The 23,719-nt window shown below is 47.9% G+C and carries 14 protein-coding genes; 9 read left to right on the top strand and 5 right to left on the bottom strand.

Going from position 1 to position 23,719, the window contains the following annotated elements; genetic code table 11:
* Positions 1-17 precede the first annotated feature (17 nt).
* The 3 genes from KI659_RS08940 to KI659_RS08930 form a co-directional block, all read right to left on the bottom strand.
* On the bottom strand, positions 18-1,751 hold the full coding sequence (locus tag KI659_RS08940; RefSeq protein ID WP_213945005.1) for a SulP family inorganic anion transporter: 1,734 nt from the start codon (positions 1,749-1,751) through the stop codon (positions 18-20).
* Positions 1,752-2,029: 278 nt separating this feature from the next.
* On the bottom strand, positions 2,030-6,145 hold the full coding sequence (locus KI659_RS08935) for a choice-of-anchor tandem repeat GloVer-containing protein (RefSeq protein WP_213945004.1): 4,116 nt from the start codon (positions 6,143-6,145) through the stop codon (positions 2,030-2,032).
* Positions 6,146-6,490: 345 nt separating this feature from the next.
* Positions 6,491-9,745 carry a choice-of-anchor tandem repeat GloVer-containing protein gene (locus KI659_RS08930; protein ID WP_213945003.1) on the bottom strand — a complete coding sequence of 1,085 codons (3,255 nt, stop codon included), beginning with the start codon at positions 9,743-9,745 and terminating at the stop codon, positions 6,491-6,493.
* Positions 9,746-10,424: 679 nt separating this feature from the next.
* Here KI659_RS08930 and KI659_RS08925 point away from each other — a divergent pair.
* From KI659_RS08925 to KI659_RS08890, 8 genes are all read left to right on the top strand, one after another.
* The gene (locus KI659_RS08925) at positions 10,425-11,759 is read left to right on the top strand and encodes an MBL fold metallo-hydrolase (RefSeq protein ID WP_213945002.1); all 1,335 of its coding nucleotides are present in this window, start codon (positions 10,425-10,427) and stop codon (positions 11,757-11,759) included.
* A 166-nt stretch (positions 11,760-11,925) separates the two neighbouring features.
* Positions 11,926-12,597, top strand: coding sequence for a rhodanese-like domain-containing protein (locus KI659_RS08920; RefSeq protein WP_213945001.1), 672 nt, complete (start codon positions 11,926-11,928; stop codon positions 12,595-12,597).
* 431 nt (positions 12,598-13,028) lie between these two features.
* The gene (locus KI659_RS08915; RefSeq protein WP_213945000.1) at positions 13,029-13,364 is read left to right on the top strand and encodes a rhodanese-like domain-containing protein; all 336 of its coding nucleotides are present in this window, start codon (positions 13,029-13,031) and stop codon (positions 13,362-13,364) included.
* 30 nt (positions 13,365-13,394) lie between these two features.
* Positions 13,395-13,715, top strand: a complete 321-nt coding sequence (gene trxA / locus KI659_RS08910; protein WP_213944999.1) for a thioredoxin — start codon at positions 13,395-13,397, stop codon at positions 13,713-13,715.
* Positions 13,716-13,934: 219 nt separating this feature from the next.
* On the top strand, positions 13,935-15,356 hold the full coding sequence (locus tag KI659_RS08905) for an MBL fold metallo-hydrolase (protein WP_213944998.1): 1,422 nt from the start codon (positions 13,935-13,937) through the stop codon (positions 15,354-15,356).
* Between the two features lie 666 nt (positions 15,357-16,022).
* On the top strand, positions 16,023-17,450 hold the full coding sequence (locus KI659_RS08900; RefSeq protein ID WP_246535345.1) for an OprD family outer membrane porin: 1,428 nt from the start codon (positions 16,023-16,025) through the stop codon (positions 17,448-17,450).
* A gap of 15 nt (positions 17,451-17,465) precedes the next feature.
* Positions 17,466-18,047 (top strand): YeeE/YedE family protein, encoded by a 582-nt coding sequence (locus tag KI659_RS08895; protein WP_213944997.1) that lies wholly within the window; start codon positions 17,466-17,468, stop codon positions 18,045-18,047.
* Positions 18,048-18,403: 356 nt separating this feature from the next.
* Entirely contained in the window at positions 18,404-18,895 is a 492-nt protein-coding gene (locus KI659_RS08890) for a DUF6691 family protein (RefSeq protein WP_213944996.1), read from the top strand.
* Between the two features lie 712 nt (positions 18,896-19,607).
* On the opposite strand, the gene KI659_RS08885 is transcribed toward KI659_RS08890, so the two are convergent.
* Together KI659_RS08885 and KI659_RS08880 are read right to left on the bottom strand one after the other, a co-directional pair.
* Positions 19,608-20,618, bottom strand: coding sequence for a glutaminase (locus tag KI659_RS08885; protein ID WP_213944995.1), 1,011 nt, complete (start codon positions 20,616-20,618; stop codon positions 19,608-19,610).
* A 535-nt stretch (positions 20,619-21,153) separates the two neighbouring features.
* Positions 21,154-22,329 carry a glycosyltransferase family 4 protein gene (locus tag KI659_RS08880; RefSeq protein WP_213944994.1) on the bottom strand — a complete coding sequence of 392 codons (1,176 nt, stop codon included), beginning with the start codon at positions 22,327-22,329 and terminating at the stop codon, positions 21,154-21,156.
* Positions 22,330-23,063: 734 nt separating this feature from the next.
* On the opposite strand from KI659_RS08880, the gene KI659_RS08875 reads away from it, so the two are divergent.
* On the top strand, positions 23,064-23,447 hold the full coding sequence (locus KI659_RS08875; protein WP_213944993.1) for a hypothetical protein: 384 nt from the start codon (positions 23,064-23,066) through the stop codon (positions 23,445-23,447).
* Positions 23,448-23,719 lie beyond the last annotated feature (272 nt).

The following is a 23,719-nucleotide window of genomic DNA, read 5'->3' as shown; positions in this document are numbered from 1 at the left end:
TGCGGGATTTTCTTTTTTTAGGTGACCTGGGTGGCGTAGGGTGAAAGTTTTTGGACGCTTTCCAGATTTGCGGTATGGTCAAAGTATTCCACGGCGGAATTGTCATCGACAAACATATGGTCAGCTCCCACGCACTCGATCAGCCCCCAGCGGTTGAGTGTGTCCCGCACGGGACCTTTGGTGGCGGTGATGCAAACGTCCAACTCCTGTGACCTCCAAGTAGTGACCCAGTCGTGTAATTCATGGGCTCCTGTGCTGTCCAGGTTGGTCACACTTTCCATGTTGAAAACAATCATTTTGACCTTCGGACCTTTTTCCTCCAGCCATTTGCCGATTCTGCTTTTGATGTATTCAATGTTGGCAAAGTAAATTGGCCCGTCAATCCTCACCATCAGCAATTCTTCTCTATTCTCCAGATCTTTGAACCTGTTGACATTTCTGAAAATATTGGTTCCGGCAACCCTTCCCAGCTGCGCCATATGTGGCCTGGAAGCTCTGTAGATGACTACAAGCAGGGAAAGCACCATCCCTGCGATTATCCCGGTTTCAATCCCCAAGGTCAGCGTTATCACAAAGGTGGAACTCAACATCCAGAAGTCCGCCTTGTCTTTGTGCCAAAGCTTTACCGGTTCCTTAAAGTCAATCAGACCCGAAACGGCTACCAACACTACCGCAGCCAGTATGGCGCTGGGCAGGTTGTAAAACAAATCAGTGAAGAACAATAAGGTGAGCACGATCAGCGCGGCACTGAAGATGGAGGCCAGGCCTGTTTTGGCGCCGGCGTCATTGTTTACAGCAGTTCTGGAAAACCCGCCGGTGACCGGATAGCCTTTGAAAAAGGCCGCTCCAAAATTAGCCATCCCCAATCCGATCAGCTCTTGGTTGGCGTCCAGTTTGTAATTTTTATGCTTGTTTTGGATGGTTTTGGCCACTGCAAAACTTTCCGCAAATCCCACCAATGAAATCGTCAAGGCAATGGGCAGCAAGGTATTCCAGGTGTCCAAATCAAAAGAGGGAGCGGATAGGCTAGGCAAACCGCTTGGCACCTCCCCTACGATTTTTACCCCCTGTCCGGTCAGGTCAAAACCCCAGACCAACAAAATACCGACTACCACAGCCGCCAAGGGGGCAGGGAAGGATTTGTGGATCTTTTTGCCAAACTTGATGATCAGGATCCCCAGTACACCGATACCCAAGGTCAAAAAATGGGTGTCCCCAATGTTTTGGGCAATCGCCACGGCCATATCCTGAATATGTTCGCTATTGGGTAGGTTGATTCTGAAAAGGTGCTTAATCTGGCTGAGTCCGATAATGATGGCGGCCGCAGATGTAAACCCGCTGATCACGGGATGGGAGAGAAAGTTTACCACAAAGCCCAATCTGAATAGCCCCATTCCAAACTGGATGAGGCCGATCAAAAATGCCAAAGAGAGGGCATAAAGTAGGTATTGCTCGGGACCGGACGGGTTTAACGCCCCAATTCCGGCAGCAGTCAGCAGTGAAACCATCGCTACCGGTCCCACGGCCAGCTGCCTGGAGGTCCCGAAAATGGCATAAAGCAATAGTGGCACGGTCACCGCATACAGTCCGTGGATTGGTTCGAGTCCGGCCAGCATGGCATAGGCCATCCCCTGGGGGATAAGCATGATCCCCACCGTTAACCCAGCCGATAAGTCTCCCTGGAGATTACCCTTTTGGTAGTTGGGCAGCCACTCCAGTATGGGGAGAAATTTTGTCAGTTTATCTTTCATAGAATATGTTCAAACCTCTTAATTGAAATCTATGCAAAGATACTTTTTAGGTCCCTTTCACTCAGTGATTTAAATCACATGAATATGTAGTCTTTTCTAAAAAAGAAAGCCCTGGGGACACAGCCTAGGGGCTTTCTTTTTTAGCTGACATATATTGTACTAGGTACTAGGTACTATGTACTAAGTTTAACCCCATCGGGGACAAATGCTACTTTCTGGAATTTCTCCGCGAAGAGACTCTGTTGAACCTCTGTGCCCCTTTTCTCTCACGGCGGACCTCACTTCTTCATGATCTTAATACTATGCGAGCCCTTGTCTGTATATATCCTGATATAATAAGTGCCAAACCTCAAAGAAGACACGTCAACCTCAATTTTATTCCCGCCAGCCTTTCTATGCACATTCCTGATTTCCAGGTTGCCGTAGGCATCGGTCAGCATGGACTGGATCAGCTCAGGGTCGATGTCACCCAGGTCAATCGTGATCCTGTCGCTGGCCGGGTTGGGGTAGGCCTTGATCTTTTTGAGTTGCTCCAGTAGGAAGTCCTTGGCAGCAATGCTATCTGGGAGGGTTTCTTCCTCCAGGATTATGATGGTTCCTCTTTCAATGGTGGCAGTCGCCACAGCCCCCTCGGCATCCCCGAGCTGGTTGTCGTAGACCACGCGACCGTCTTTCTGCAGGTTCCAGATCTTCACGCGGAGTTTGTCCTTGCCGCGGGATTTCCACTTGCGGTAGCTTTTTTCGTTAGACTTGTCTTCCTCGTCTACCATCGCCAGCAGGAACCCGTATTTGCCCCTGCCCTTGATCCGGCCCTCGCCCTGCAGCCAGGCTTTGTTGTCCTCAATCACCAAGCTGCTGAAGCGGGTACTTCTAAGGTGGAGGTCGGCTATCTTGAACTGGAAGTTGCCTTTGACCTTGCCCTCTGTTGCCTTGGCGCTGAAGGTATAGTGAGCCATGCCTTTGACCTGTGGTCTGCTGACATATGCCCCTCTTGGGGAAAGGAACATGCCTTCGCCTTTCACCGAACCGGTGCCTTGAGAGGCTTCATCTGTGACTTCCACTTCTATAGAAGGCGAAACCTGAACTCCACAGGCGTCGCTTACCTCAAGGGTTACCTGATAGGATCCGGCTGTTGAATAGCTATGGGTGCCTACAATGGTGGAATCGGTGAGGGTAGCTTCGATGGTGTTCCCGTCACCCCAATTCCACTTGGCACCCTGGATTGAACCACTATAGGATGCCGAGGCAGTAATGGTGGTAGTGCTGCCGACGGGATTGGAAGGTATGATTTCAACAGTTCCTATCTCAGCCGGAATACAGTCTCCGGAAACAGCCAAGGCCAGCCCCCGAATGCCACTGTATTCACTAGGCACTTCTTTGATCACTTCAAAATTGGACCCGCTTGGACTGATTCGATAGATGGCATTGATAGTCATACCATACAGCAACCCATCAGGTCCAGCCACCAACCCGCTGGATGGGCTAGAAATTGGAAAAACAAAGCGGTGGAGAACCTCAAAACCTGACCCATCCGCATTTATTTTGTAAATGCTGCCGTCCCCATCTTCCTCGACTCCATGCTCGAGCACCCCATAGAGAACCCCTTGACCGTATTCCAGAAGCTGTCCTATTGGATAAAAACCCTCTTCACTTCTGTTAAAGCTCCTTAGAACCATGAATTCAGAGCCATCAAGACTGACTTTGTAGAGGGTTCCCCTTCGACTGCCACCTTCTTCGGTGAGGCCATAGATGTAGCCGTCAGAGCCTTGGATGAGATCCTCTGTTGGATACCTGCCATCCGGATCGTCAAAATGCCTTAATATTGTAAAATCACTGCCATCCCTTTCCAAACTATATAGCAGCCCATTGAATTGGTTGCCGCCACTGGCATGTCCATAGATTTCTCCGTCATCGGCCAGCAGGATTTCGCTTGGCCTAAATCCTTGGTCTGTTTGTTCTTGGTCAAAGTGTTTCAAGACTTCAAAACCGGAACCGTTTGGCCGAATCCTAAAGACCGTCCCCCCACCGGCATTGCCACCAGAATAAGCAGCTCCGTATAGGTAGTTGTCTCCCCCCCATTCCAGGCTTCCCAGAGGGTGGGTGCCATCCGGCTCGGCAAAATTATGGATCACCGAGAAGGATGTGCCATCGGGTTTTATTTTATACAGAGTGCCTAGGCCATTGGATCCACCGTCACGGGTCATACCGTAAAAATATCCATCTGAACCAAAGATTGGTTTTCCGACTGGAATTTCCCCGTCACTGGGCACAAAATCCCTGAGGGAAGTGAAATCCGAGCCGTCGTTTTGCAGAGAAAAAATAGCCCCTATCTCCTGATCGCCCCTAGAGGAAAGGCCCCATAGTGGGAACTTGTCCATTGGGGGGGCGGCCATGCTTTGCTTGACAAGCATACCCAAAAGGCCGGAGTTTTCAATGGCGAAAATCTCAGAAAATCCGGTGCCGTCTTTTTCAATTTGGTATAAATAGCTGCTAAAACCGCCCGCAGTGCCATACAGTGAATTGTCTGAGCCTTCTATAAGGGATTCACCAACCCATGGGAAATTGTAAAGCACCCCAAAATCGCTATCACCATTTTCAAGTTGGAATAACTTGCCAGAGGTAGACTCATCATCCTGATAAATCCCGAATATCCCCCCATCCTCAGTTTCGATCAAAGCTAATATGTCATTAATCTCCTCAGTGTCATACTCCAGTAAGACCTGAAAATCAGAGCCGGTATCCGAAAACGTTACCAACTCCCTTAGGGTGGGAGATTTTTGGGAAATTGCGTAGAAAGTGCCGCCTTTGGTCAAAAGCAACAAGTTAAAGTTTGGACCCAAATCCTGGATGTCAAATATGGAGCTAAATGAATTGTCTTCTGTATCCATGCTGAACACTTCATCTCCGTCCTCCCCATACAGATACCCATCTTTGTAAAACAACTTTTTGGGAATAAACCGGCTACCCGTAAATTCCCGAATGATTTCCAAATCTGTTCCTTCAGCAAAAATGCGGACCAGTCGATTTCCCATGGCATAGAGGTTGCCACCTTGACCCGCCTCCAGATGTGAAAAAGCAAATTCTTGGTCGAGTTGTCTGGTGATTTCAAATTGGCCGTTCTCTATTTTGAATATCGTGCCATGCCCAAATTCTCCCCCAAACCTGTTTATGCCATAGAAGGTATTGCCCACCTGAACGAGATTGATCGGGGATAGTCCTTCCACGTTCAATGGTAGCGGGAGGCTGTCCAAATCAGCGCTGTTGGGTGAGGCAATGTATATTTGGTTGTAGGTTAGGGCAAGTAAGTTGTCATCGTTGTCAAATGCAATATTTTGATTGAGGGGTGAGCTGAAATTCGGATCCTCGAGAGGGGGATCAAAAGTGAAAAGCTGGGTGAAATTATCGCCGTTTTTTTCCAGGCTAAATACCCGCCTTTCCGTGATCCCAAATAACATGTCATCTCTTTCGCTCAAGGAACCCAAGTGGAGTTCGGATGGGAATTCATGTAAAATCTCAAAGCCTGAACCATCCAGCCCGATGCGAAAGGCAGCACTGCTGGTCCCACTCCTGCGGGCAAAACCGTACAAATAGTTGTTGTCCGACAAGAGTAATTTCCCGACTGGCCTGAACTCAAAATTTCCGAACTCCTCAAATTGCCGTAAATACTGGAAGTCTGTGCCATCGGTTCCCATTCTGTAAAATCTGGACCTTCCGTTGTTGTCTGCGGCAAAGCCATAAATCCAATCTTCCTCAAAAACCAGTGCCACGCTAGGGGAGAAAAAATCAGTTCTGAATTCGGCCTCCCCCAACATCGTGGCTTCATTTCCAGCTATCCGGATTTTCAGGATGCCATATTGCTGTGAGGTATAAAAGTAGCCGTCGGATACATGCAAAACTTCTCTGGGCAGGATGCCTGCCGGGTTTTCAAAAAACTCCAGGCCTGATCCGTCTTGGCTGATCCGAAATATTCTGGCTTCAACGTCATCGTCGGAAATTTGGACTTCTGCGGAGCCATAGATGAATCCATCCGCTGCCAAAAAAAGACCCAGTGGCCTGGCATTTATGGGGATGGTTTCAAAATTTGAACCGTCACCCGAAAACCTGTAGAGGGCCCGCTGAGTGTTGGAGGACGCCATAAAGTCCCCATCATCGAGTAATAAAAGTCCATTGGAAAAGGCCCCCGGCGTAGGGGCAAAGTCTTTGATAACTTGGAAATCCGATCCATCCGAATTGACCGCGTAAATAAAGCCTCCGGGGAAATCATATCCGCTTTGGGAGGAACCGTAAAATTTGTCTTGGGCCACCACTGATTGAATGATAAAGGGCGCCAATAGCAGATAACAGATCCATGCTAGAACATAGCTTTTTGGGTTTTTTAGTAAAATAGGTTTCATAATCAACAGAGGTGTAGAAGGTTAAGTGGAACGTAGCTCTTTGAAAAACTGCTTGAAAACCAGTACCAAAACCTAAAAATCCCGCTAGATAACCGGCCTAATTAAAAAGCAGTCTGTAACGTTGCGCTACATCTTGCCTTGGGTTAACCTGCAGTCAATTATTCTGAAAAAATCAAAATCCAATGGTAATCTATGTTACAAATTTAAGCTAATTGCAAATCTTTTAAAAGGTGTAAAACAATGATTTTAAGGTGATTATGTGGTAAATAGGGAGGCGGGCCCAAGTCGGGACTGGGTTTTTCCCGACTTGGAATACTTGCCTCAAAAGATGTCAATAAGCAACTCTTACCTCTTCAAAACTTTCACACTGTGGTAGCCATATTCGGTACGAACCTGAATATAATAAGTGCCTTTTCTCAGCCTACTCACGTTGAATTCCAAAATGTTGTTCTCCAAGAGTTGATGCAGGTCCCTCAACTCCAGGTTGCCATAGGCATCCGTGAGGATAGTGGTGATGAGTTCCGGGGACAGATCTCCCAGATCAACATAGATTTTGTCCACCGTCGGGTTAGGGTAGGCCTTGATTTTCTTGAGCAGTTCGGCAAACAGCTCCTCATGGCTGGGTTGGCCCTTACGCTTGCTTCCTTCCAGCACGGTCACCGTTCCTTGTGCCAAAAGTTCGGGCATGGCATCCCAAGGGGCATTGATGTCGCTGTCGTAGACGAGTTGGTCACCCCGGTTTCTGTCCCAGATTTTCATCCGTACTTTGGTAGTGGAAGTGCCTTCGGCGCTGGCAAGCAGGAATCCATAGTTGCCTTTGCCATTGAGTTTGCCTACCCCCTGGATCACGGCCTTATCCTCCTCAATCACCAGCCAGTTGAGGTAACTGCTGTTGAATTTGAAATCACGGGTATTGAGTCCCACATGGCCTGAAGGGGTTTTGCTGTGGCGATGATAGCGTGCCGAAAGGCTGAAGAAGGCCTTGCCGGAGGAGTTAGGCCTGGGTATGTAGGCCCCCTGCGGGGAATGGAACCAGCCTGCCCCTGCAACAGCCCCCGCCTCGGGATCAAAAATGGGGTAGGGGTCGGCCTCGGCTAGGGTATTTTCCCCGCAGCCGCTTTCGACTTCCAGACTGATCCTGTAAAGGCCGGCCTCCTCATATCTAAATGTACCCGTGGCCACGCCGTTATCAATGGTAGCCGGGCTGCTTTGTCCATTGCCCCAATGCCAGGTGGCCGACTTGATCTCCCCGGATGGCAGTGCCAGATGAGGTCTCACGGTTTTGCCCACCGGTGCGCGCTTGTCTGGGTCAATGATGAGATCACCAAGCTTGATTTCAATGCAGTCGGGCAAATCTCCTTTAATAAAGCTAACGCCTGTCACACCTTTTCCATCAGTTGATTCATTGAGCCTTCTGAGTATTTCGTAATTGTAATCCCCGGCACTTAATTTGAAAACCACCCCGGATTGAGTAATGGGGTCATATGGTTGAAAATTTATATCGGTTCCGCCATACAGATTTCCCTGATTGTCAATGGCCAACCCTATGTCCGGGACCCCATCTTCCTCCACCACAAAGGTTTGTAAAATCTCGAAATTTAAATCCTCCACCGTAAGCTTGAAAACCAGTCCATAATCCAAAAAGCTGAAAAAATCATCCGGCCCCGTTACCATCACACCGTAGAATATCCCAGGATCTCCCTCAACCATGTGGTCAATGGGAAACATACCTTGGTCCCGAAATGGGGTTTCATATAGGACTTGCAGATCCCGGCCATCCAAACCTATGCTGAAAATTGTTCCTTTTCTATTTCTGGCGCCTTCTGTGGTAAACCCATAAAGTCTGCCATCCTGACCTAAAGTGAGGGACCCGTTTGGAGATCGGCCTGCTCTGGCCTCTGAAAAAGCATATACCACATTAAAGTCTCCTTCCTTGCTGATGCTAAACAAACTTCCAAATCCCTCGGGACCCTCATCTCTGGCCAACCCATAAAGCAGCCCATTTGGCCCTTCCACAAGCTGTCCGTTGATGTTGCCTCCGTCCAATTCTGGGTGAATATGGCGGAGTGCCGAAAAGTCAGAACCATCCGGAGACATTTTAAATATTGTACCGCCCAAATGAACCCCGCCTCCTGAATTTACCCCGTAAATATGTCCATCGCTTCCTTCAATTAACCCTGTGGGGTAGGCTCCGTCCTCATTGCTGTCAAGGTTTCTTAGAACAGTAAAGCCAGTTCCGTCGGCATTTATTCCAAAGATCGTTCCTACACCTTTCCCCCCAGCGGCTGTGCCGTACAGCTTGCCAAATGAACTTTCAAGCAACCTATTGTTTGGACCAAAAGGGGCTTCAATAGTTTTTTCATAAACAATGCTGGGGGTGCTTTCCTCTAAATCCAACTTAAAGATCAGGGTGGAAATCTTTTCACGAATGGATCCTGCTCCGAATAGGTCTCCACTGTTATTAAAGCCAATGGTGGTAGCATTGATAAAGCCATTGCTTGACTCAAGATGGGAAAAAACAGTTAAAGCTCTCGAATCCGGATCGAAGCGGAAGACCTGGGAATTAGCCCTGAACGTGCGGGTAAGCCAATAAAGGAATCCGTCACTATCAATTAATAATCCTGAATCTACCCTGTTGTCAGCGCTTTGTGGGGACTCCATAGAATAAAGCAATTCCAGTTCGGCCGTTTCTGTATCTATTTTATAAATCTTCGTCTCTCCTCCAGCAAATCCCTGAATAGCCAATGCATATAGAATTCCTGCAGCGTTATCCGGATGGTTTACCATGGAGAAAAGCTGCAAACTTGAATCAAGGTTTCCTAATGTCTCAAAGTTGCTGCCATCAGGGGATATTCTGAACAGGGCATTATCATAGTCTAGTAGCCCATAAAGTAAACCATCAGGTCCTTCGTAGAACTTTGACGAGGGGCTTCCGTTTCCAAATCCCTCAAATTCCCTAAAGGTAGTTAAGCCAGTTCCGTCACGATCGATAACAAAAAATGCCCCTGCCCCGAAACCATCCAAACTAGAACCGGTGGTTCCGTAAAGTCTTCCATCACTGCCTAGCGTGACTCCATCTCTAGGATTTCCACCAACCGCCGTAGCACTATTGAAATGGTGCAATATGGTAAACCCACCTTGGCTATTAAATCTATAAAGGATTCCATCATCGGTTTGCCCTCCCAAAGCAAAACCATAAAAATTGCCGTCCTCATCCTGGATAAGTTGACCGAAAGGTTGGCCACCCATTTCTCCACCCTCAAAATAATGCAGCACCTGCACTTCCGTGCCATCAGCCGCATATCGGCTAATTGCTCCCTGCCCATATATTCCTCCATAATTGGTGCCGTAATAGTTGCCATCCATCCCCTGCGCTAATGCTATAGGGCCACTTATGGGAAGCTCAAATGCATGTTCAATTGTAAAGTTGTCTCCATTGGGATTCATGCTAAAGATGGTGCCCCCGCCTTTAGGCCCTCCATCCTGCCCCGTACCGAAAACCCGCTGCCCCTTTGACTCCGGGACAAAGTAGATAATCAGCAAGATGGTCAATAGGGTGTGTAAAAATCCTGTGGTTTTGATTGGTATAAAGGTTTTCATAATTTCTCTGTTTGGTAAAAAAGATTTCAAAAAAAGCATAGGTGTCCCGCCCGGCATGGATGCATGCCCGTAATGATCTCAAAAGTGATAAGTCGCGGGAAAAACGGGTTAGGAAGAGTTCAGGGTCATAGGCCTAGCAGTTTATGGTTAATGGTTTTCTAAAAAAAATCCTCAAAAAAGACCCATAGGCCCACCCAAATTACCAACTTATAAAAAGCAATTAGTTGATATTACTTGCTACACGTATAAAATACTAATAGTTAAAATAATTCTTTATATTATTACAAATATAGTCTTTTGTTGTTGTATTATTATAGTGTTTCACAGAAAAAAATATTGACTTATAATGGTTTAAAGGTTTAAGGATTAAGGGATTAACGTTGGGCACTAAGTCTCCTTAATCCATTAATCAGTCCCGCTGGGCTCCAATGCAATTATGCCAGCGGGACGTTAAACCCTTAATCTACTTTAACAGCCAAGAGGGCAGGCTGCGACCCTGCCTTTGCCGGCAGGCGCAACGATTTTTGCAGCGCCGCTGCGAGAAATCATGACGTCATTGCAAAGGGCGTGTTTGGGAAAGACAGAGCCTCTAAGTGACCCAAGTCACCGAGTTTAAACAGAAATAGAATTATTTTTGTACTAAATAAAATTTAACCATTAGCAAACCATTTGTACATTCATGGAAATCAAACAATTTGAAGACAAGGGACTTTCTCATTTTTCATATGCCGTGTTGGCCGACAACAAGGTTGTTCTAATAGATCCTGCCAGGGATCCGAAACCTTATTATGAATACGCCAAACAGCATGGCGCCGAAATCGTGGGTGTGATCGAGACCCACCCGCATGCCGATTTCATCAGTTCGCATTATGAGATCCACAAGACCACCGGAGCCACCGTTTACATCAGTGAGATGGTGGGCGCTGATTATCCGCATCAGGCCTTTGATGAAGGTGATGAAATCAGCCTGGGCGACAAAGTTAAGTTCAAAGCCCTTCACACTCCAGGACATTCTCCTGACAGTATCAGCATAGTGCTTTCGGAAGAAGGCAAAGACAAAGCGGTCTTTACGGGGGATACCCTATTCATCGGTGATGTGGGAAGACCTGACCTGCGTGAGAAATCCGGGAAAATGCAGGCCAAACGCGAGGAACTTGCACGCCAGATGTACAAAAGTACCCGTGAAAAATTAATGAAACTCGAAGATGAGGTGGTGGTCTATCCGGCCCATGGGTCGGGCTCCCTTTGCGGCAAGTCCATGAGTGATGCCAACAGCAGCACCATCGGTCAGGAAAAAGCTTCCAATTATGCCCTTCAGGACATGAGTGAGGACAGGTTTGTGGAAATCCTCCTCGAGGACCAGCCCTTTATCCCTAAGTACTTCCCCTACGATGTGGACCTCAACAAACAGGGCGCGCCAGATTATCTGGAAAGTGTTGCCAAAGTGAAAAAAATGGAGCCCAACTTCCATCCCGAGGAGGGAGCCCTGACCGTCGATGGACGTTTAGGCGATAAATATAAGGAATCACACCTACCCGGTGCCATCAACATCATGGACGGGGAAAAATTCGAAACCTGGCTGGGAAGTATAGTTGGACCTGATGAGGCTTATTACCTGGTAGCTGAAGACGAGGAGACACTGGACAAACTGATCCGAAAGGCAGCCAAAATCGGGTATGAACTGAATATCAAGGCTGCCTTTGTTTACACCGGAAAAGACGGCAAAAGCTTCGATTCATTTGATAAAGGGAAGTTTAAGGAAAACAAGGATGCCTACACCATCGTGGATATCCGGAATACCAGCGAAACCAAAGGGGATAAGGTATTTGATTCGGCGATCAACATTCCCCTGCCCGAACTTAGGGAGCGCATCAACGAAATCCCGAAGGATAGACCTATTGTGGTCCACTGTGCCGGGGGTTACCGCTCGGCAGCAGGTAGCTCCATCGTCAAAAACGCCTTCCCCGACAAAACCGTCATGGATATGAGTGAGGCGATCAAGGATTTTAACTGAGGCAGTTTAGAAGTTTAGCATCCCGCACCGCATAGCTTCGCTATATGCGGTGCGGGATTGGTTAGGAGTTTAGGGAGTGCTATTTCTAAACTTCTAAACCCTCTGGATGCGCGCAGCGCCCAGAGATAACCTCCTAACCACCTTTAATAACTTTAATCCATACAAAATGAAAAAACTACTAATTCTCGCAGCAATGGCCGGCATGTTCGGTCAGGCTGCAATCGCACAGGATGAGAGGCAGACCCCGGTAAAGCGGGATGTGCCGCTGATGGAGGAAAACTACAACCCTGAGGGTGGCGCCGTGATCATTGACGGCCGGCCTCAGGAGAAGTTTAAGCAATCCCACCTGCCGGGTGCCATCAACATTCAGGAGGCCAAGTTCGGGGAATTCCTAACCAAAATGGTGGACCCTGAGGTGGAATTCTTTGTAGTGGCAGATAATCCTGAAAGGCTTTCCATGCTAGTGGATCATGCCGATTCGGTGGGGTATGGTCCTAATATCAAAGGAGTCTTTTTGTACAATAAAACGGATGGGGAAAAAATTCAGCAGTTTGACAAAACTGAATTTGATCGGGATCCCGATGCGTTTACGATTGTTGACGTGAGAGGAGAGGATGAGCATGAGGATTATCCGGTGTTCAAAAACTCGGTAAACATCCCCTTGGCCGAGCTAGCCGATCGCGCCGATGAGATTCCGACTGGCAAACCCATTGTCGTCCATTGCGGTACCGGCTACCGCTCCGCCATCGGCGCCAGCATCCTTCACCACGAACTGACAGGAGCCAAAGTGCTCGATATGGGCAGTCACATCAAGGGATACTTGCCGAAGAAGGATTGATCCGTAGTTGTCCGTCCCGAAGTCGCCTCCCCTGGGAGGTAAACTTCGCTCTTCGGGACTGCTGTCCCGCCATGGGTCGGCTTCGCCTCCCTGGCTAAGTTGTCATTGTTGTCATGGTTCGAATCCGCGCCCAGCAGGACATTATTTGCGTAATATCAACCGAAAGTCCTTTCAAAGGCAAAGCCTTTGGAAGATAGCCGAATCCCCACCTTAAACTGTTCTCGTTAAGCGGGCTCTCATCCCACCCGTGACTGACCTTACGTAGAACAATGACAACCATGACAACAGCCCCGGGGAGCCGCAGGCGACTCGCGGGGCGGACAACCATGACAACCACCTGCACCCCATCCGACATCCCCCTATGTGACTAAAATTACTGTACACCCCACCTCCTTACCCTACCTTTGCATAAACTTAAACTAATAACCATTATGTTCTCGAATTTCTTTAAAAGCAAACCAAAGGGTTACAATGATCTTGACGCCAAGTCTTTCCAAGAAGGCATGAAAAATAAAAATGCCGTGATCATTGATGTGAGAAGTGCAGGGGAATTTGCAAGCGGGAAACTGAAAGGGGCCAGAAATATCGACCTGATGGGTAACTTTGCCAAGCAGATCGCAGGCCTGCCCAAAGACAAGGAGTATTACCTGTACTGCAGAAGCGGCAACCGAAGCGGATCCGCTGCCGGCCTGATGGCTAGCAACGGATTTGAAAATGTGAACAACCTGAAAGGCGGCATCATGAGCTGGCCTTTTGATACGGTTTGATTTATCGTACTTTGTACAAAAGAAAAAAACATGAGCACTCAAAATAAACCTAAGTCTTTCAACGAGCTAATCTCCGGCGAGCAGCCGGTGTTGGTGGATTTCTTTGCCACCTGGTGCGGACCCTGTCAGATGATGCAGCCTATACTGGAGGATGTGTCCAAGCAGATGGGTACGGCCGTTAAGGTGATCAAAGTGGATGTGGACAAAAACCAGCTGGCCGCAAGCAAGTTTCAGGTTAGAGGCGTTCCCACTTTGATTTTATTTCAGAATGGCAAACCTTTGTGGAGGCAGTCCGGTGTGGTGCCGGCTAATCAGCTGGTGCAAGTCATCAGACAACACGCCAAAGTATAATGTGACAAATGTCATTTAGCTTGAGCGATTCGTAGTTTAACTTTGTAGAATAGAAAGACGGAAGACCGAAGACGGAAGACGGAAGACGGGAAACCGAATCTAGGGTAAAAAATTGGCCACAAAGGCCACTTCGCGGAGAAAAATTAAAAAGCTTGAGAAAAAAGTGTCAAGTAAATTTAGAACATGACATAGTTATCAAATACGGAAAATATAACCATTATGAAAATAGAACAGATTTATACGGGATGTTTGGCACAGGGGGCCTATTACATCGAATCAAACGGCGAGGCCGCAATCATTGATCCTTTGAGAGAGGTGCAGCCTTATATTGAAAAAGCGGAAAGAAACGGAGTGAAGATCAAGTATGTGTTTGAAACCCACTTCCACGCCGATTTCGTGTCAGGCCATAAAGACCTTGCTTCCAAAACCGGTGCAACTATTGTATTTGGTCCAACTGAAATGAAACTGGGCTTTGATGCCGTAGTGGCACAGGATGGACAGGAATTCTCCATCGGTAAAGCTAAAATTAAAGTGATCCACACTCCAGGTCATACCATGGAAAGCTCCGTTTTCCTTTTGACCAATGAGGAGGGTAAAGAAGAGGCCATCTTCACCGGCGACACCTTATTTATCGGTGACGTGGGAAGACCTGACCTGGCCCAAAAAGTAGTCGAGGATTTGACCCAGGACATTCTTGCGGGCCATCTTTACGATTCTTTGAGAAACAAGATCATGCCGCTTTCCGATGATTTGATCGTATATCCGGCCCACGGTGCGGGTAGTGCCTGTGGGAAGAACATGAGCAAGGAAACTTCCGATACTTTGGGCAACCAAAAGAAAACCAATTACGCTTTGCAGGACATGAGCAAAGAGGAGTTTATCAAACAAGTGATTACCGGACTTACCCCTCCGCCGTCATATTTCCCACAAAACGTGATGATGAACATCCAGGGTTATGACAACATCGACGAGGTGTTGACCAGAGGCCAGAGAGCCCTTTCTCCTACGGAGTTTGAAGCTGCTGCCAATGAGACCGGAGCCATCCTTCTGGATACCAGAGCTCCTCAGGTATTCGCCAAAGGTTTTGTTCCTAACTCCATCAACATCGGTATCGACGGGTCATTTGCCGTATGGGTAGGGACTTTGATCCCGGATGTGAAGCAGGAGTTGCTGATCATTGCCGATGAGGGTAGAGAGGAAGAAGTGATCACCAGACTTGCCCGTGTGGGTTATGACCATGCTTTGGGATACCTAAAAGGAGGTTTCGAAGCTTGGAAATCTGAAGGCAAGGAAGTGGATGCCATCAGATCCATCTCAGCAGATGAGTTGGCCGCTATCAAGGAAAACGACCCCCAGGCAGCCATATTGGATGTGAGGAAAAACAGCGAGCATATCAGCGAGCATATCGTGGGAGCTGAAAATGTTGCCTTGGACTATATCAACGAAAACATGGCCCAAGTGGACAAGGACAAGACTTACTACGTGCATTGCGCAGGGGGATACAGATCCATGATCTTCACCTCCATCCTCAAAGCTAGAGGTTACGACAACTTGATCGACGTGGACGGCGGCTTCAAAGCCATCAAGGATTCCGGCAAATTCCAACTAAGCGAATACGTCTGTCCTTCTACGTTACTGTAAAGGGCAGGGCACTGAAATGGGTCACAAAGGACACAAAGTGCTCACGAAGTCGCACTAAGGCCTCTTCGCGGACAATTAAGCGTCGTCACCTCGACTGAAGCGAAGCGAAATGGAGAGGTCTAGGACGTGACAAAAATTGGATAGTGGGTTTAGAAGTTTATTTCCCGATCATCGCTGCGCGGATCGGGAGGTTTAGGAGTTTAGAAACCGCGAAGCGACGCCAGGCTGAAATGAAATTGGTCACGAAGGACACAAAGTTTCCTCTAAGTCGCACGAAGGTCTATTCTCAGATTCATTTGCTCAAATTAGCCTCAAGGCTAAAAGGGTATAAAACAAGCCTTTGACCTAGAAATACTTGGTACTTGGTACCTGGTACTTCGTACCCAAATACTCACGTAAGTAAAAGGGTCACGAAGGACACAAAATCCTCTTTGCGGTCCGAAAGTAATTCCCCCTTTGAAGGGGGTTTGGGGGATGTGAAACGTGCATTAAGGCTTCATTCGCTGAAATTAGCACCAAGGCCAAAAGGACATAAAACTAGCCCCCGACCCAAAAATACTTAGTACATAGTACCTAGTACCTAGTACATTATATTAAACCAAACAAACCCTAAGCGGCGAGACCTAGTTCTCGCCGTTTTCGGTTTCAAGACCTGCAGTGTGACGAATGTCACTGTATCGGCACAAGATGATGATGTATCTTTGTAACGTGATGAAAAAGTATCTGTTCCTAGCGGCCTTCTTTGTTTCTTTGGTGGCTTACCCCCAGGAAAAGCACGCTAAAATGGACAGTACAAACCAGTCAAGCGAATCGCTTGGGGATTGGTTTAAGAGAGGGGAGCTGGACTTTCATGTCCGCAACTTCTACATGGCTACCCGAAACAAAGGCGCTTTGTTGGATTATTCCTCCCTGGCCACCGGAGCTGGGATGGGGTATTACAGCCCTTCCTTCAAAGGTTTCCATGTGGGATTTAGCGGGTTCTTTGTTTTCCAGCTCTATGAACATAATCTGCGCATAGCGGACCCGAGCACGGGAAATGTCAACAGGTACGAAATCCTGCTCTATGACATGAATGATCTGGATAACACCAGGGACCTGGACAGATTGGAGCATTTGTATATTTCCTATCTTAAGGGCGGTTTTCAGGCCGTTTTCGGAAGGCAAAGTGTTAACTCGCCATTCCTAAATGAGCAGGACAACCGGATGAGGCCTAATACTTTCAGTGGTTTGACTCTCAGGTACAAGACTAACGAATGGGACATATACGGGGGTGCTTTCAGCCATGTCACCATGCGGGGCACGGTGGATTGGTACACTATTGAGGAGTCCTTCGGGGTGTATCCCTTTGGCAGGAATCCTTTTGGGGAGCCTTCTAGGTATAAGGACAACATTACCTCCAAAGGCATAGGGATGCTGGGCGTGCAGCGCAAACTGAATGAGCATGGCAACCTACAGGTGTATAATTACTGGGCGGAAAATGTGTTCAACACCACCATTGCCCAGACAGATTGGAAGTTTGGGATGGGGGGAAAAGGGTTGCAACTGGGTTTGCAGGGCTTTTATGAGTCCCCAACAGGGGGAGGTAACGAAAACCCAACCATGTCCTATATTATGGACAGCGAGCAGACCTACGGGATAGGCGGCAAGGCCGGTTGGTATGCCGGAAACCATGCCTGGTCCCTGAATTTCCTCGGCATTTCAGACTCGGGAAGATTTCTCTTTCCGAGAGAATGGGGAAGGGAAAGGTTTTACGCCAGTTTGCCAAGAGAAAGATTCGAAGGAAATGGCGGGGTGACGGCCATCACCGCCAAATATGACTGGAAAAGTTCACATAACTGGAGAGGTGCCCTGGGTGCCAGCACAGTCAAAAACCCGGACATTAACAATTATGGGTTAAACAAATACGGGGTGCCGTCCTATTATCATTTCGTGGGCGAACTTGACTACGAATTTGACGGTTTTCTCAAAGGGCTGGACCTCAGGTTTATGGTAGTCAACAAGACCGCCCAGAGGCCCAACCAGGTTCCCGACCGTTTCCGGATCAACCGGGTGGATATGTGGAACTTCAATGTAATAATGGATTATAGATTTTAAACAATAGATTAGAAAATGGAACAATTAATTGAACTGATTAAGCAACCGTGGCCCTGGTATGTGGCGGGCCCGTTGATTGGATTGACGGTACCGGCGCTTCTGCTGCTGGGCAACAAATCCTTCGGGATATCCTCTTCGCTGCGCCATGTTTGTGCGGCCTGTTTGCCGGCCAACATTCCCTTTTTCCAGTACAATTGGCAGAAGGAAATGTGGAATCTGGTATTCGTGCTGGGAGTGCTGATCGGAGGTTTTGTGGCCACCGTGTTTATCTCCAATCCCGACACCGTAGTAGTGGCCGAGTCCACCCAAAGGGATCTTGCAGCCTTGGGGATAACCAGTTTTGGCAACCTGATGCCCAAGGAGATCTTTACCTTTGACAACCTGTTTACGCTGAAAGGACTGTTTTTCTTCGTGATAGGTGGTTTTATGGTAGGTTTCGGAACCCGATATGCGGGCGGCTGTACCTCAGGTCACGCCATCATGGGGATCAGCAACCTGCAGTGGCCATCTTTGGTAGCAACCATTTTCTTCATGCTGGGCGGCTTCGCCATGACCCACCTGCTCCTACCGCATATTATGTCATTTGTGGGGTTCTAAAAAATGGGCCACAAAGGGCACCAAGTTTTCACGAAGGACACAAAGGCCACATCGCGGACAATTAAGCGTCGTCACCTCGACTGAAGCGAAGCGAAATGGAGAGGTCTTGAACGTGATAAAAATTAGATAGTGCGTTTAGAAGCCTGCCTGCCGGCAAAGGCAGGTTTATTTCCCGATCAGCGCTTCGCGGATCGGGAGGTTTAGGAGTTTAGAAACCGCGAAGCGACGCTAGGCTGAAATGAAATGGGTCACGAAGGGCACAAAGTTTTCACGAAGTCGCACAAAGGAAGCTTAAAGTCTGACTCCGGTCCCGGTCTTCCGTCTTCGGTCTTCCGTCTTTAAAAAACATCAAAAAAATGAACACAGAACAAAAAAACATACAAAACAACCCGTTGGAGTGCGAGGCGCCCAATATGCAGAAAATGGACGAGACAGGCTTGTCTCTGCTGAAATACTTGATCGTAGGAATCCTTTTTGGGATCGTGTTTGTCAAGGCGGAGATCATTTCTTGGTACAGGATACAGGAAATGTTCAGGCTGCAGAGCTTCTTCATGTACGGGGTGATCGGTTCGGCCATCGCCGTGGGGATGCTTTCCATTCAGATCATCAAAAGATTCAACATCAAAACCATCTCCGGGGAGCCCATCAAGATCGGCAACAAGGAGTTCAGAAAAGGCCAGATCATCGGTGGATTCATCTTCGGTCTGGGTTGGGCCCTCACAGGCGCCTGTCCAGGACCATTGTTCGCCCAGATCGGTAGTGGTTTCGGCGTGGTAGCTGTGACGCTGTTGAGTGCAATAGCCGGTACTTGGGTGTACGGCAGGTTTGCGGATAAACTACCTAACTAAAGGGGGGCACGGAGCTAAATGGGCCACGAAGGACACAAAGTTTTCACGAAGGACACTAAGTCCTCTTTGCGGACAATTAAGCGTCGTCACCTCGACTGAAGCGAAGCGAAATGGAGAGGTCTTGGACGTGACAAAAAGTAGATAGTGCGTTTAGAAGTTTATTTCCCGATCATCGCTTCGCGGATCGGGAGGTTTAGGAGTTTAGAAACCGCGAAGCGACGCCAAACTTAAATGGGTCACGAAGGGCACAAAGTGCTCACGAAGAACACAAAGCCTCTTCGCGGAGATAATGCAATATAATATGAGATTAGGTCAAAATGGTATAAAACCAGATCAGACCTAGAAATACTTGGTACGTGGTACGTGGTACTTGGTACCCAAATTAGATCCGGCGTTTAGAGGGTTATTTCCCGATCATCGCTTCGCGGATCGGGAGGTTTAGGAGTTTAGATCCTGAGCAGGGTGGCAAATCCATTCCCAATCTAAACTTCTAAACAGTCCTGGGTCGCATATAGCGCAGCTATGCGATCCGGGACGCTAACCTTCTAAACCCCTATTCAAAAACCTTTTTGATAACAGCCCTTATCAATAGCACTGCTGCCAATATTACTGAACCTACAATTACTAATTCCATATCTTTACTTTGGTAGGTTTACCTTTTGTTGAACTGTTAAGTTTTCAAGAGGGAAGAATTTTGGCACTTTTTTAATGCTCAGCGTTTCCTGTGATCTATACGAGGGTCTTTTTTTCCATGGACATTGGAGAAAAGAGCATCATGCTTATGGAAATTAAATTTCTCCACCAGTTTCTCGCAAAATTTCACCCCACGAACTGTATTCCCATGTTTGTCCAATGGAGGGGAGTAAATGGAAATACCCATCAGTTCTGGGATGACGGCAATCAGCCCTCCCGCCACTCCGCTTTTGGAGGGGATACCTACTTTGAAAGCGTATTGCCCAGAATGATCGTACATCCCGCATGAAAGCATGAGACTGAGCATATCCCTCACGGTTTTATGGCTGAAGACTTGGCTGCCGGTAGTCGGGCTAAGACCATAATTGGCCAGCGTGGCGGCCGCATGGGCCAGGTCATCGATGTTGACCCCTATGGAACAGCAGAGGTAGTGGAACTCCACGGCTTTTTGCAGGTCGGTATTCTCAGGAAAGGCACCATTTTCCATCATAATATGGGCCATGGCAAAGTTGGAGTGGGAGGCTTTCATTTCCCGCTCAAATGCCTTTTGGTCAAACAGCAGCGTTTTGCCACCGCAAAGCTTTCCCCACACCTCCATGACATGCTCAAGTTTCTTTTCATTGTCCCAATCGGGACGGATGAGGCATCCGCTCATGATGGATCCCGAATTGATCATGGGGTTGTGGGGGAGTTTGTCGAGGTTGAGTACCATCCCCTTTTCAAAATTCTCCGCCCCGGGTTCGCGGCCTATATGGCGATGGACCAACTCCTCGCCCCGTTCCTCCAGTGCGATGCCATAATTGATGGGTTTGGAGATGGACTGCACGGAAAAGGATAGGTGGTGGTCCCCGAGTTGAAGCAATTGCCCATCAATGGTGCAGATGGAAACGGCAAAAGGCGGGTTTTCCAACCCTTCCGGATATAGATCCTCATCAGGCGTACCTTCGGTATGGGGAGCCACCTGCTCAAAAATTTCCTCAATATCTCGTTTAAAATTCTCAAAATCTGGTATCACCGGGCTTTTCGACATATAGGCTTGGGTTGTTTGCTGTACCTTAACAAGCTGGAGAGGGAGATGTTTTTTTCGGAAGTACGAACAAGAGGCCTCTTCGCGGAAGTAAAGGGACACAGACCTGCCTGCGCAGGCAGGGTTTCGCAGAGTTTTTAAAAGGACGGCAGTCAGGGTTTTCACGAAGTTTCACTACTTGTCCCGATCCGCCCTCGTTAGCCACCTGGATTATCGAGGGCGGATCGGGAAAGGCCACTTCGCGGTGAAAAATTTAATAGCTTGAAAAAAAGTGTCAAGTAGATTTAGGACGTGACAAGAAATTTCGGGCAGTCACGGAGTTTAATGATGAATGATGAATGATGAATAATGAAGTTACTTTCGGTACACTGATACCCCATCCGAAGAGCGCAGCTCAAGGGAGGGCGACGGAATAAAGACGCCAGATTGCTTCAGTCGGGCAGAATGGCTTCAATCAACCTCAGGTGATGGTGTACTTGGTACCTGGTACCTGGTACTTGGTACCCATTTCTAAGTCCGAAGGACTACCCCCAAGCTTTCAACTCGCCATATCCGGCAACGCTTTCTCCTTCTTCCCGTCTTTTTGGATTTCCACATTGATAAACGGCCTGTTTTCCAAAAAGGCCAGCAGCTTTTGGGTCAGCAGGCGGTGGTTGTGGTGGGCGGAGATGTAGTCCAGACAGTGTGAGCGCATCTTGTCGTATTTCTTGGTATCCAAGCTCTCAAGTTGCAGCTGAAGGTCTTCGCGGGTGGCATAGATGATCCCCAGTTTATGGGTGGAAATGATGCCGTCCGGATTTACCCGCCCGCTGGATATGATGGGCGTGCCCACATACATGGCCTCCAAAAAGGTGTTGCTGAAACCTTCGTAGTGGGAGGTGTTGAGCAGAAACTTTGCCTGGGCCAGCACCGGAAGTACCTCGTGCCGCTGAAGGAAGCCGATAAACTTCACGTTGGGCAAAGTTTTCAGCTGCTTGACATAGGCGCGGGTGATGGAATTGATGTTTTTTTCCTCCTTGCCGGCTACCACAAACTCCTGCTCAGGCATGAGGGTGGCAATCTCAAAAAGCAGTTTGAGGTTCTTCTCAGGCTTGAACAGCCCCAGCCAAACGATGGCGTTTTTGGGCATGCCCAGGTTTACCGGGGGGGTGTAGGGGAATATCGGGTTGCTGAGCTTGACGGTTTTTTTGTTGGGAAATCTTTTTTGGATCTGGGCAAGCTGATATTCGTTTTGGCAGAGGATGGTTTCACTTAGGCTGAGCCCCATAGCCTGCAGGAATTTATGGCTTTTGGAATACTTGGAAAGGATCCTGTTGTCCACCAGCCCATCGCTGGAAATCCTTACAATGAGTTTAATGCCGAGAGCCTTGCACATGAGTGCAAAATAGAAAGTGCTCCAGGAAGGAATGCCCACATACACATAATCTGGTCTGACTTCCTTGAAGATTTTGTAAAAATAGGGGAGCCTGTATGTGGCCCATCTGATCTTTTTGATACCCTTGTTATCGTCATAAAAAGGAATGAGATCGAGATCCTCAAATTCCTGCTTGAGCTTTTGGCCCGGGGAGGTGCGCGTCACAATGCTGACGCGGTGGCCCTCATCCTGCAATCCCTTTACCCATCCCAAGGCCTGCACCGCGGCCCCTCCACTGGGTTTTTCCTCTACTGTCAATAAATCGATAAGCTTGTCGTCAATGAATAAAAAATGCAGCATAACTCTAATATTTAAGGTATAAAATATTACTAAAATTGAATGAACTGAAAACGGGGTTTGTATTTTACTTCATAAAAGTACTTTATTATCATAAAAATTTGGTGAAAAACAATTGAAGTAATTGTTAATTCTATCCATCCTAACTATTTAAAAATAACATAGCGTTAATTAGTATGTGGCAATATAGGATTTAAAATATTAATATTAAAATTTTTTTTTGTTAAAAAATAAGGGAGTAAGTTATTGTATGCTAGGGAGGTAGGGGGTAATACAAAATTTCACGCAGCGGCGCAGCGAAAAACGCGGAGGGCGCAGCGTGGGGTAGGAAGAATAAATAATCACAGGTGTAAGAAGATCATTTGGGAGGGAGAGAAGGGGAGAAGGGGAGAGTGGGAGAAAAAAAGAAAAACTTTGCGATCTCTGCGTCTCCTTTGCGGTCTCCCGATTCGCTTCGCTGCTCGGGACAGGTTTGCGTGAAACTGAAAACGAGATTTCACCCAACGGCGCAGCGAAAAACGCGGAGGGCGCAGCGTGGGGTAGGAAGAAAAAAATAACCACAGAGGCGCGGAGTGCACAGAGATTATTTGGGGGTGGGAGAGGGGGAGAAGGGGAGAGTGGGAGAAATTGAAACCGAGATTTTACGCCCGACACCAAATGTCCCACTACCTGCCTCCTAGATTTTTATCCTTCACCAATCAGGAGTAAATTGTATCTCACTAATTTTTAAGCTAAAAATGGATATAGATAAAAAGGTGGCGCAGCTGAATGCGTTGATAGCCGGGGATGAAATTGACCGTGAGGAGTTTGGGAGTTCATTGGGGGAGCTGCTGGGGGAAGGAGGGCTGAAGGTGAAGGTGCTGGATCTGGAGTTTTATAGCAAGGAAAAGCTGGAGCATGCCGAAAGGGAGAAGGCTGAGGCCATGCGCAGGCAATATTATGAGGAGGCCGCCCAATGGAGGGACAAGGCCAACGAGATCCGGCAGTACGTGGAGCTGGGAGAAGACCTGCAGCTGACCTCATCCACCTTCCGCATAGAACACGGCCACCTTTTCTATTTCCACACCGGTCTCGGAAAGCATGATCAGTTGATCCTAAAGTTGATTGGGAAGGTAGGTTAAACTCCCCCTTAAATTAGCTCCGGCGTTTAGAAGGTTATTTCCCGATCATCGCTGCGCGGATCGTGAGGTTTAGGGGTTTAGAAAATCGCAAGGCGACGCTAGGCTGAAATGAAATGGGTCACAAAGGCGGATATGCGATTAGGTCCAAATGGTATAAAACCAGATCTGTCCTAGAAATACTTGGTACATGGTACCTAGTACTTTGTACCCAAATTAGCTCCGGCGTTTAGAAGTTTATTTCCCGATCAGCGCTGCGCGGATCGGGAGGTTTA

This window comes from Litoribacter ruber (assembly GCF_018449405.1).
Classification (GTDB): Bacteria; Bacteroidota; Bacteroidia; order Cytophagales; family Cyclobacteriaceae; genus Litoribacter; species Litoribacter ruber.
Note: the sequence above shows the minus strand (reverse complement) of the source record. Positions and strands in the feature narration are given on the sequence as shown.